General features: G+C 36.7%; 11 protein-coding genes and 1 pseudogene. 4 read left to right on the top strand and 8 right to left on the bottom strand.

Features of this window, described 5'->3' with window-relative positions; translation table 11 throughout:
- The 3 genes from AMDU4_RS00140 to AMDU4_RS00130 all read right to left on the bottom strand — a co-directional run bounded on the left by AMDU4_RS00140 (nt 1) and on the right by AMDU4_RS00130 (nt 1,783).
- Nucleotides 1–792, bottom strand: a complete 792-nt coding sequence (locus AMDU4_RS00140) for an ABC transporter ATP-binding protein (protein ID WP_021785973.1) — start codon at nt 790–792, stop codon at nt 1–3.
- A gap of 157 nt (nt 793–949) precedes the next feature.
- Nucleotides 950–1,450, bottom strand: coding sequence for a hypothetical protein (locus AMDU4_RS00135; RefSeq protein WP_021785972.1), 501 nt, complete (start codon nt 1,448–1,450; stop codon nt 950–952).
- Between the two features lie 48 nt (nt 1,451–1,498).
- A complete protein-coding gene (locus AMDU4_RS00130; protein ID WP_021785971.1) occupies nt 1,499–1,783 on the bottom strand; it encodes a hypothetical protein in 285 nt (94 codons plus the stop codon).
- Between the two features lie 88 nt (nt 1,784–1,871).
- On the opposite strand from AMDU4_RS00130, the gene AMDU4_RS00125 reads away from it, so the two are divergent.
- The 4 genes from AMDU4_RS00125 (at nt 1,872) to AMDU4_RS00110 (ending at nt 4,772) form a co-directional block, all read left to right on the top strand.
- The gene (locus AMDU4_RS00125; RefSeq protein ID WP_021785970.1) at nt 1,872–2,330 is read left to right on the top strand and encodes a PaaI family thioesterase; all 459 of its coding nucleotides are present in this window, start codon (nt 1,872–1,874) and stop codon (nt 2,328–2,330) included.
- Nucleotides 2,331–2,715: 385 nt separating this feature from the next.
- A complete protein-coding gene (locus AMDU4_RS00120) occupies nt 2,716–3,612 on the top strand; it encodes a hypothetical protein (RefSeq protein ID WP_021785968.1) in 897 nt (298 codons plus the stop codon).
- Nucleotides 3,606–3,959, top strand: coding sequence for a hypothetical protein (locus AMDU4_RS00115; RefSeq protein ID WP_021785967.1), 354 nt, complete (start codon nt 3,606–3,608; stop codon nt 3,957–3,959). The genes AMDU4_RS00120 and AMDU4_RS00115 overlap by 7 nt, the downstream gene beginning before the upstream one ends.
- 438 nt (nt 3,960–4,397) lie before the next feature.
- The gene (locus AMDU4_RS00110) at nt 4,398–4,772 is read left to right on the top strand and encodes a DUF2004 domain-containing protein (RefSeq protein WP_021785966.1); all 375 of its coding nucleotides are present in this window, start codon (nt 4,398–4,400) and stop codon (nt 4,770–4,772) included.
- On the opposite strand, the gene AMDU4_RS00105 is transcribed toward AMDU4_RS00110, so the two are convergent.
- The 5 genes and pseudogenes from AMDU4_RS00105 to AMDU4_RS00085 all read right to left on the bottom strand — a co-directional run bounded on the left by AMDU4_RS00105 (nt 4,769) and on the right by AMDU4_RS00085 (nt 11,919).
- A complete protein-coding gene (locus tag AMDU4_RS00105) occupies nt 4,769–6,058 on the bottom strand; it encodes a DUF790 family protein (RefSeq protein WP_290703737.1) in 1,290 nt (429 codons plus the stop codon). The genes AMDU4_RS00110 and AMDU4_RS00105 overlap by 4 nt on opposite strands.
- Nucleotides 6,045–7,376 carry a DEAD/DEAH box helicase gene (locus AMDU4_RS00100; RefSeq protein WP_021785964.1) on the bottom strand — a complete coding sequence of 444 codons (1,332 nt, stop codon included), beginning with the start codon at nt 7,374–7,376 and terminating at the stop codon, nt 6,045–6,047. Before AMDU4_RS00100 ends, AMDU4_RS00105 begins: the two co-directional genes overlap by 14 nt.
- Nucleotides 7,377–7,396: 20 nt before the next feature.
- Nucleotides 7,397–7,702, bottom strand: coding sequence for an antibiotic biosynthesis monooxygenase (locus AMDU4_RS00095; RefSeq protein WP_021785963.1), 306 nt, complete (start codon nt 7,700–7,702; stop codon nt 7,397–7,399).
- 49 nt (nt 7,703–7,751) lie between these two features.
- Nucleotides 7,752–9,379 (bottom strand): annotated as a pseudogene (gene thsB / locus AMDU4_RS00090) (thermosome subunit beta).
- Nucleotides 9,380–9,480: 101 nt separating this feature from the next.
- Nucleotides 9,481–11,919 carry a helicase-related protein gene (locus AMDU4_RS00085; protein WP_290703734.1) on the bottom strand — a complete coding sequence of 813 codons (2,439 nt, stop codon included), beginning with the start codon at nt 11,917–11,919 and terminating at the stop codon, nt 9,481–9,483.
- Nucleotides 11,920–11,936: the final 17 nt, after the last annotated feature.

The following is an 11,936-nucleotide window of genomic DNA, read 5'->3' as shown; positions in this document are numbered from 1 at the left end:
TCATTTCTTCTTCCTCGGTGGCGTCAGATAGCTGTAAAGCATATCTAAATTAGCATTAAATTCATCACTTCTGGGATTTCTAGGCCGGGCCATGGTGACCTCTACTTTCCCAACAACTGTTGCAGGTATATTGTTAAGGATGTATATTTCATCTGCCAGCTCAAGTACCTCTGTAAGGTTATGGGAAACCATTATAACAGATTTTAATGGTGTTTCACCGCTAAAAAGTATATTGTATATATCCTGTCTGAGACCTTCTGCTGTGAGCTCATCGAGATGTGCAAATGGCTCGTCCATAAGAAAAACATATGGATCTGCTGCAAATGCCCTTGCTATTGCAACTCTCTGGCGCATTCCTCCACTCATTTCCTTGGGATACAGATCCTCAAAGCCATCCAGGCCCACTCTGGATAGGGATTCCTTGGCTTTTTCTACCATCTCATTCTTTGACATGTCCTTTGTTTTCATTGACAGCATTACATTTTCCTTTGCATCCATCCATGGAAATGTAACTATAGACTGATGAATCAATGCAACCTCGGGTATGGGTTCATAGAGTGGTTTGCCAAGCAGTCTGACAGTTCCCCTATCCGGTTTCAGAAATCCTCCCAGAATCCTCAAAAGGGTTGATTTCCCTATTCCAGAGGGGCCAATAATAGCAATAAACTTTCCCTGCCCAGCCTCTATGTTTATATTTTCAAATACATCGTAGCCGTTGTCGTATGAAAAATATATCCCTTCCGCCTCCAAAATTGAATTTGTTACCATTTGATCTTTAATTCCTACCTCCATTATGATTCACCTCTTATGGTGAAAATACCCCCGATCATAATGGTTATTTATTGAACATTATATATGTTGCTAATTCACGAGGCTATCTCCAGACCAATATTAAAATAATATATATAATATTATCCCGTTATAAAATCTTGAAATTGTTTGATGGAAGTCACTGTTTATTTTTAAAAAAATGCCACCAATGTGATTGTTTTTTCTCAATTGTTTTCTTTTTTAACTTTTTATTTCCGTTAACCGGTTCCAGCATAACGTCATTACCAACAAAAATGAATCCAAGTGTGATATTGTCTATATTTTTCCCAATCCAGTTATCATCCCTATAATCCCTGAATTTGTCATTGGATACTATGAGACAGTTTTTTTCTCTGGCGTAGTCTAGAATGAATGTGTCAGCCTTTATTCCTGAAGGAGAAATAATAAGTGTCCTATTTGCCACCATCTGATTGAATTTTTCCGTATCATCTATAAGATACCTTATATTTGCATCACATATTGTTATTATTTCAGAAGCCTTTAATGCCTTCAATTTATTAATGACTTCCAGTATATTGTTCAAAACTGCCTTCTTCTTTTGTGAGTTTTTAAGGCCGTAGAGAGCAACATTGCTTCCGTCGATGATAACGGTTGACCCAGAAATTTTATTTTCATACATAATTTAAATCTGATGCAAATTAAAAATAAATAGGTTCGCTAAATTTATTTAATCTCCCAGTTCCTTCAGTTCTTTCTTCGAAAATAGTATTTCCTTTAATTCCCTGTCAAGTTCCGGGTCATTTCTCCTGAGAAATTCCAGAAGCAATGAAAAATGCTCCTTCTCATCATCCCTGTTATGCTTTATGACATCTTTTAATTCCTGATCCTTTGTTGCATCAAGCCTTTCGTCATAGAACATTATGGCCTGCATTTCCTCTATAAGGGACTGTCTTGCTCTTGACATATCCCTTGTTTTCTCATCCAGATTATTTGCTGTTTCATACATTGGCATAGTTTATACAATATAATTTGCAATATAAATGTATTGTTGATGCATGGTGAAATTATTATATTTATTAATGTAGAATTAATACCATGTCATGGAAAATCGGGTAGAGAAAATAATGAAACTTTCGAATAACCTAGACAGGTTGAATGAACTATTTGAAAAAAATGAAAGTCTGTATTCATATTTAGGGATAAAAATTACAAAAATAGAAAAGGGATATTGCCAACTTTCACTTCCCTACAGTAACAAAATAACAAGAACAGGAAATGTTGTACATGGAGGGATAATGATGACTGCGGTGGATTATGCTGGTGGCATAACAACAATGACTGTGAATGACGGGATGGATCAGGTCACCCAGGAAGTGAAGATTAACTTTTTGGCGCCTATGTCAAAGGGGCCATTCAGAATAGAGGGAAAAGTGATAAAACCAGGCAGAACTGCGGTAATAGTAGAAATAAAGTTCTATGATGCGGAGGACAGGCTGGGAATTATAGCACTTGGAACATGGTATGTGATAAGAGACAGAATGATAAAAAAGAATGATTGAATTATCTACACATCGTAACTAGAGTAATATCATGACTTTACATCTATTTTATTTTTATTAACCTAAGAGTATCATTTTTCAATGTTTTCCAAATACTATGGGGTGGGTACACTAATCTTTAATCATGCTTTCCATATCCATTATTTTACCTATGATATCAGAGATCTCTGATTTGCATTCCAGTTTTATTGTTACACTCTTTCCCCTTTCTGCGTAATCGAGATTTATGTGCTCAGGTATCCTACTGTGGATATAAGGGAAAACAGGTTTATCATGTAAATGGATTATATTATACAAGAATTGTAAGATAATTTCCACATAGTGAAATAGTATATTTAATAGAATGGAAATATTTAAATAAAATTAATATATATATATATATATTATGAAACAGAGATATATAATGTTGATATCTGTAGCCATAGTAGCTTTGTTTATAATGATGGCATTTTCAGATTCTGTTTATAGTGATAAAAATAATAATATGCAAAATAGTGCTGATAGCAGCAATAATGTAAAAATTGGGAATATTACATTCATGCACAATTATAACATATCCAGTAATTACATATCAACCAGCAATATAAATAAGACATCAATAAACAGGGTATACAGTTATGAAAATAGGGATGTTAAAAATAATGATAATAATACAACTTCCTATAAGTACGATTACATAGCAACAAACAGTACAAATTACTTATTGCAATATTGTAATAATTCTAATGTAAAGTATACAATTGCATATACAGATACATTCAAGCATTATAAGGTGGAGATAGGGGATATAATATACAGGAATGGCAATGAGAATATATCATATGTCTATGCCAATATAGTTCCTATCAATTCGTCTAAAATATTACTGGGAAATGAATTTACACTGGATAATAAGGGTACATACGGCAATGTAATGGAAAAATTAATAAATAGTATAAAATTAATATCATTTAATTATATGTATTCCGGTAATAGGACATTAGATAGGTTTGGCATAGAATATTCATATATTGCATCAGCAATGAATGGTATGTTAAAATCAACGAATAATGGTATTAAGAATATTGGCATTGATAAAACAGTAGGGATTGCAATAGATTATAATGAAGCTAGCTGTATTTTTACCATAGCCTATACAGTCTTAGCAGCGTTAACAATAGTTCTCTCAATACTAGCAGCTGTTGGCTCTTATGGTACATTAACACCATTGGCCGGATGGGCATTTTTCTTCGCTGTTAATGCATTTGGGTTAAGCATAGGGGGTGTAGCAGCAACTTGTTAAAAAATAATAGAAAGATAATAAGGAGTGAAGCGATATTATTCGGAATACTTTTCTTAATGTCAATAGCAGGGACAATTCTATTTAAGGGTAATTTGAGATATATTTATGTTGCCATTTCTCTATTAATGGGCACTGGATTTTTAATGCTGACTTATTCTCTCTATAGATGGAGTAATACAAATTATTATAACATTAAACTTAAAAAATCCAAATATTATTGGATAGCTATAATTGCAATAATTTCAACAGCTATCAATATCTATGAAGTATCAATAAATGAAGTGCCTTTTATATTTATAACATTATTAATTAGTTGTATAATTATAATTCTAATAACGAAAAAATAAGATCCTACGTATTTATCTATACGTCTATATTTTTTTATGTGTTTGCCACCAATACATGTTTTGGTCCTTATTTATAATGTGGTATCTAGAATTCCTTAACATAAATATGTAGGTTATTGGCTATAAAAGGAAGATTATTCTTTAATTTTTCTATCTAATTTTCTTTCCTGCTTCGTGTCAGTTATTTGAATTTTGAACTTTATTATAATTCTACATTAAATGATATTTATTATGGTGCAAGAACACAAAAAATTAAAAAATTAAATGTGCCTGTGGAATACAGGGGATTCAAGTCCGATGAAGATAATACCTCTACACTGAAAGGTTTGATATAAACCCCTATGTCAATGCAAGTTCTGTCAGTGAAACTATAACCATATATGCCTCGGCGTGAGCTAACTCCCACAATATAATTATAGTAATATGATATATTTATTGATGAAAGGAGTAGAAATAGCGTTTCAACTTAACAATGACAAAGAGAGTGATGTTGTTATGGCTCTAGGGAATCTAACAGGGAATTATTTCAAGAATGTGGAACATATGGATATCACATGGAGGATTTTTCACGTTACACTCGACAAAGAAAAATATTACAGGGTTCTATACAGAGGCGAAAAACTGTCGGATTTGCATCCCGAAAACAAGAAGAGAATTAAAAAGAAATTTGACGAACTTGGCAAAACAGATTATAATACCTTGATGAATGAATATGAAAAAGAATCTGGAAAGGAAGGTTTTAAAAAAGTAGGCATAAAAGAACTCACAGAGGAATACGATCTATGGCAGGACAAATTATGGAATTATATTTAATCATTTTTCGTTACGATGATATCCAGCCCACGCCATTTCAATTTATAGCCAAGGGCAGGTAGTACACGTTCCGGTATAAGTCCCTGGCTTTCAACGTAATCAAACATTTTTTCCGTTTCCGGATATAGTTTATCCAGTTCCTTCTTAATTGAGTCTATTGAATTGTCATCAAGTTCTTTGTTCAACGTCTTTTTTGTGGAATATTTTTCCTCTAAAATAGATTTCAGTGCTGGAAAATCTATGTCTTCATAAAAGGCTATCTCTCCCCTTATTTTTTTGTCTTTCTGCCTCATAATGTAAACGTTTTCCCAGTTTACATTGCCCTCTAGATTTTTCTTGATTTCATTGTCCTGCTTAAAATATGTTTTGCCTGTTATGTTTATGTACACATCTCTGTTTCCTACCTTCATTTTATAGTCAGGGAAATAAACATTCCCACCGATTATTACAGGTTCAGCCTTTTTGACAAAATCATAGTTTATTATTTCCTTTTTTGGGGCTTCGGGGAGATAGTAGGAAATAGCATCGCTGAGCTTAAGCATGTATATCTTTACTGTTTTTTCAAATTTATCCTTGATCTTTATATCTGCTTCTATTTCCCATTTTTCCAGCATGCTAATTTTACGTATGAGCTGTGAAAATCTTGACCCATAACGTTCTGTTGTTTCAAACATTTCAAGTGGACCTGTGATTTCAACTGACTGCAGTGCACCTCCTTCTGTCCGTGCGTTGAACAACAGCCCCAGTCTTTTTATTGACGTTATTGTATAACTCCAGTCTGATGATTCGGTAATATGCAATATGCGACACCTCATCATTATGGTCTCAAGCTGCTCAAGATTGTATGCCCTTGCAATTTCTATAGTTGTTGCGGAGTATACCTGGCGAAGGACCATCTCGCTTTCCTTGTCAGCATAAAGCCCGTTGACTATTTCTTCCATGCTTAAGCCGTATTTTGCTTCCACAGGCTTCAGAATCTTGCGCTTTTTCTCCTCACTTACTGGCGGTATCCTGGCGACCTTGAAAACATCGTCCCGCAGTGCTGGTGCATCGACATTGACAGGTGGTTCAAACACAGAATTCCTGAAAAACAACAGTGAAAGGGCTTTTACAGTTTTGGCGCTTCCCGAGTTTAGCTCAACTTCCTTAAGTGCCTTTGATAGGGTTTCCCTATTGTTGCCCAAATTGCTATTAAAGACTGATTTCACTTTTTCAATATAATCGCTGTTTTCATCTGACAGGAAAACTGGGAATATAAGCCCCGATTTGAGCTTACGCACTATCATTAAGTCCGACGGGAACACCTTTTCTCCTCCTCCTTGAAGTTCCATACTCCGTTGTGCCTGAGGACACCAGCTCATATAGATAGCTGTCCTTCCCCTCGGAAGGCCGGAGTATTCTGCCCAATCTCTGCCTGAATTGCCTTGTGCTTCCAGATCCGCTCATAATTATTGCTATGGAAGCATCAGGGACATCAACACCCTCATCCAGAATCCTGGATGTGGCCAGCACTGTAATTTCACCGGATTTAAACATTTCCAGATATTTTTTCCGTTCTTTTCCAGAAGTCATGTATGTCAGGGCTGGCACGAGGAATTCCCTTGATATTGTATATGCAGTGGAAGTGTCCTCTGAAAATATTATTATTTTTTCACCTGCATGCTTGCTCAGTAAGTATTTAAGATATTCCACCTTCCTCTCTGCATTGAATGCAATTTCCCTTGACCGCCTCCATGCCATGAGTGCCTCCTTTCCCTCCGGATTCCATGAGGTCATAATCAAATGTTCAAAATCCATATTCCCATTTAGCTTTATGTTTCTTTTTTTCAGATAAGATAAGAATATTTCATGATTTTTCTCATATTCTTTCTCAGCTTCCTCACTGAGGTCTATTGGTATCCTCACTATCTTGTAATTTGAAATAAAATCATTCAATTCTTCATATCCCAGTTCAAAGACTTTTCCTCCCATATACTTTTCAAGCACTTCATGGAGCATGTCGTCCCTCTCATATGTTGCAGTAAGCCCCAGTCTATATGGAGATGCATAAAACTTCGCTATCTGCAGATAGCTTTCCGAAGCCATGTGGTGAACTTCGTCGGCTATTATGAACTTGAAACGGTTTCCAAGGCTTTCTGCCATTAAATATGCGGAGTCATATGTGGATACGGAAATGTCTTTTATTTCTTTTTCTCCTCCACCTATCTGACCTATATCCATATTCAGGAGATCCTTCAATTTTTGCCTCCATTGTATAATGAGCTCTATTGTAGGTGCCAGAATGATTGTGGGGACCTTTAGCATGGTTATTGCATATATGCCCAGTATAGTTTTGCCAGCCGCAGTGGGTAATACTATTGTTCCAGAATAATTATTCCTCTCCCACATTTCAAGGGATTTTTTCTGATAGGGCCTGAGTTTTATTTCTGATGATATTTCAAGTTTCTTACTAGTAAAAACCCTGTCCGTAATGCCCTCTTTTTTTATTATATCAGCATAACGGTATGCAGGTGCCCTGTATTTTTTGATCCTATCATCATATGAAAATATGCCAGCATAGTTTTCATCGGATATTATGCTGCCCCCCTTGAAAGATATTTCCATGATGCTATATATGAAATGATTTAATAAGTTTGCTCATTGGATTCACCAAAAACCCTGTTTCTTGGAGTACCCTCAAGGATTGTTTTTCCATAGGCGGTAGTGTCCTTGAATGCTTTCATTTCAATAAAATTCTTGAATGAGTCACGGTCCTTCCATTCTGTGTAAACCATGTATTCTCTGGGGCAGTCAACGTCCTGATATAATTTGCCATCCAGGAATCCTGTTTCAGGTTTGCTCTTAAGGAGTTGCAGAACATTGTTAAAAGTTTTCACAAAATCATCATTATGCCCTTCTTTAACCTTATAATACAAACCAACATGGATCATAAAAATGGAATTATGACAACAGTAATAAATATTTTGAAAAATAAAAAAATTAGTAATCTCCACCTGGAGGCATACCGCCCATTCCACCTGGAGAACCACCCTTAGATGACCTTGTTGCTATTACATCATCTATCCTCAGTATCATTACGGCTGCTTCTGTAGCTGCCTCTATTGCCTGTTTTCCTATTCTAATTGGTTCTATTACACCGGTCTTTTCCATGTCCTCTACATTTCCGGAAAATACATTTATTCCGTATGTTTTATGGCCATTTGCATGTTCGCTTCTTATTCTTATGAGTATGTCTATGGGATCAAGTCCGGCATTTTCAGATAGGGCCCGGGGATTTCTTCAAGGGCATCGGCAAACTTTTCTATTGCAAGCTGCTGTCTTCCACCGACCTTTGTTGCATAGTTCCTGAGATTAAATGCCATCTCCTCTGCGGCAGACCCGCCACCAGTTACATATGCTCCGTCTTCCACAGCGGCTGCAACAACATGCAGTGAGTCAGTAAGTGATCTTTCTATCTCATCTGCAACGTGCTCTGTGCCAGCCCTGATCAAAAGGCTTATTGCCTTGGGGTTCTTGCTTCCGGTAACGAATGTCATATAATCATCGCTGATCTTTCTTTCCTCCACGGCTGCGGCACTTCCAAGATCGGATTCTATAATCTCTTCAAGGGATGAGACTATTGTTGCACCAGTTGCCTTGGCCAGTTTGTCCATATCGCTTTTCTTTACTCTTCTTACAGCGTATATGCCAGCCTTGGAAAGGTAGTGCTGTGCCATGTCATCTATTCCCTTCTGTGTAATTACCACATTTGCGCCCGTTGCCTTTATTTTGTCAACCATTTCCTTCAGCACATCTTCTTCCTGGCCCAGAAATTTCTGTATCATTGAGGGATCACTTATCTGCAGGTTTGTGTCAAATTCAGGCTTCTTAATTTCAAGTGCGAGGTCGAGCAATGCTATCCTTGCGTTCCTGACAATCTTTGGCATGTTCGGATGAACCTTTTCCTTATCCAGTATTATTCCATCTATTAATTCCGTCTGGTCAATTTCTCCACTGTTCTTCTTGACTACCTGAAGGTTGTCAAAATCAACAAGGTATTTCCCATCCCTTTCTTCAGCTATGTTTTTTATGGCATTGTATGATATTTCACCAAGAAGGTCTTTATGTACAGATGCACTTTTACTGTTAAGTGATGTTTTTGCCATCTTTATTAGAATTTCCTTGTCCTTAATGGAAACTGGCTTAGATATCTCATCGAGAACCCTGCTTGCCTGTGCAGCAGCAGTTTTGTAACCCTCCGTGATTACCGTGGGGTGTACATTCTGTTTCACCAGACCTTCTGCCTGGTCAAGCAATGCTCCTGCTATTATAACTGCTGTTGTTGTTCCGTCTCCCACATAGCTGTCCTGTGTTTTTGAAACTTCCACCATCATTTTCGCAGCTGGGTGTTCCACATCCATCTCTTTCAATATAGTAACCCCATCATTGGTGATTACTATGTCACCTAGTGAGTCCACAAGCATCTTATCCATTCCCCTTGGACCTAATGTGGATCTAATGGATGTGGCTATTGCCTTTGCAGCATCTATATTCTCGAACATTGCATCTTTTCCGCTTTCTCTTTTTGTTCCTTCTTTAAGGATAAATATGGGTTGACCACCAATCATGATTATCAAGTAAGTAAAAATAAACTTCTATATATAGTTTACTATATTAGCTTAAATTATATTATACAATATAAATATATATCATTGAATATATTAAATATCTACCAGTACTGGCGATTTTTTGCGAAATCAGTTTCAGCATTCAGAAGTCGTCTTATAAGGTCATCTTCATTAAGATATGACACCTCCAGTATTCTGGATGCAATCTCAGGACCAACCCCCCGGGCAGCCATAACCATAATTGCCGTAATTCCATGCTCTCTTACCAGATGTGCATTTTTTATTAGCCTTTTTCTGGCTTTTTCATCTATTTTCTTTGAAAATGATTCTTCATCGAATTTTGAAATAGAGGCTACTAGCCTGGAATGGCAAATGGGACATTTTATTTCATCAATATCCTTGATTTTTCGTGTTCTTTTGTTTCCACATGATGTGCAGTAAAGTATTACTTCCTCATTCATAAGGCGCTTCCGTATTGATTCAAGTATGGTTTTGGTAGGCTTAAGCGGCATCATCCTCTCTGAATAATGGGATAAAAATATGTTGGAAGAGTCGGATATTTTATTTTTAAGTATAAAATTTGAGTCATTTATGTTTGTAAGATATTCCCTGAGCACATTTATATCCATATAATCAAATATGAGTTTTCTAATGGAATCCTCATATACAACAGTATCATAGTATGAATCAACAATTTTCTCAAACCTTATCCTGGTTATGTCCGCTTCATTTGTGATGATGCCAAATTTTCTTGCCTCATAAAGAAAAACATTATTGAAAAACCTGGATCTTCTTGCAGAAGATTTAACGTAGCCATCCAGGTTATTTATGTCTATATTCAAGATAAGGTTCTTTACATCCTCAGCCAGTATGTTTCTGGAAACTCTCATGTATATATGGTATGGTGAATAGTCCATCTCTACACTTTCCCCGGTGATGGATGTCAAAAGCCCAGATAATATCTGTGCCAGTGTAAAATTTCCAAGACTCCCGAGAAGAATCTGGATTATAATCTCAGCGTTATGTGCTTCAATTATAATTTTATTTAGGGTTGCCATGTCATTTTTATACCATTCCTCCAGAGCTTTTTTGCCCCTATCATTGAGGAATTCTGGAATTGCCTTATTCTCCCGGTCCCGAGAGACCCTTGAAGCAGCTTCATAGAGTACTGGTATTTCTTCTCCTGTCCAGTGGGGTGCAATAGCCGCCGTGCTGAATGGTTCTACATATATTTTATCATCATCTATTCTTATTGTTCTCCATGTTGTACCCTTTATAACAAAATAAGAACCTGGAGATATCTCGTTTATAACATACTTTTCATCCAGAGTCCCTATAAATTTCTTGTTGATTACATCGATTACCCTATAATTTTTTTCACCAGCTATCATTGATATATTCTCTATGAAGTATTTAAGAATGGGATAACGCTTTATGATAAAATTTCCATCTATAATTATTTTCTTTGTTCTGGAAAGAAGTTCCAATACAGAATAATAATCATCAAACTGCAGTGTTTTAAATGGGTAAGCACCAGTGATTATCCGGTACAGGTAATTATAATCCACTTTCCTGGAATAATTCAATTCAAGCATAACCTGGTTTGCAACCGTTGACAGGGAATTTTTCCGTATCATAACATTTTCCAGTTCCCCGGATTTTATATTTCCAACTATTGCCTTTGCTTCCTCCAGTTCTATTACGTCGTTGCATATTACTATGCCCCTTGAAAGTTTCTCTAATGAATGCCCGGCTCTTCCTATCCTCTGGATCATTTTGTTTATCTGCCGGGGTGAATTGAACTGTACAACCATATCGGCAGATCCCACATCTATGCCCAATTCGAGGGATGACGTGCATATAAGGGCCTTTACCCTGTTTTCCTTGAAATCCATTTCAGCGGTTTCTCTTGTTTCCTTTGACAATGAACCGTGGTGTACCTCTATATCCGGGTTTTTCAGCCAGAGTCTCAGGCGAAATGATATATCCTCGGCAACATATCTTCTGTTAACAAATACTATGGTTCCCTTATTCTCCTCCACTATGGAATGTATTTTCATTATGGAACCGGCATACTGGTTATCACAGGCCATTATTTCCGCTGTTTCTTCATCACTCACTGGAGGCAACATAACCTGTATATCCATTTTTTTGTCTATTACAGGTTTTAAAATTCTGCATTCAATCGAGGGTGAAATGAAGAGGGCGAGCTCGTCCTCATTTCTTGCAGTTGCCGAAAGTCCGATAACCTGAAAATTGCCGGCAAGTACTTTCAATCTCTCCATGGCAATGGCGAACTGCGATCCCCGCTCATTCTGTGCCATTTCATGGACTTCATCGACTATGACATATTTTATATTCTTTATGTGTTCACGAAGGCGTTTTCCCATCATGAGCAGCTGCAATGACTCAGGCGTGGTGATAAGTATCTGTGCGGGATTCCGTGATATTTCATTTTTCTGTGCCTGTGATATATCGCTATGCCGTACCTGTACCCGTATATCAAGGGTTTTGCAGTAGTCGAATATACGTGACAGCATGTCCCGGTTCAATGCCC

This window comes from Ferroplasma sp. Type II, from assembly GCF_000496155.1.
This window is presented reverse-complemented; position numbering and strand designations above follow the sequence as displayed.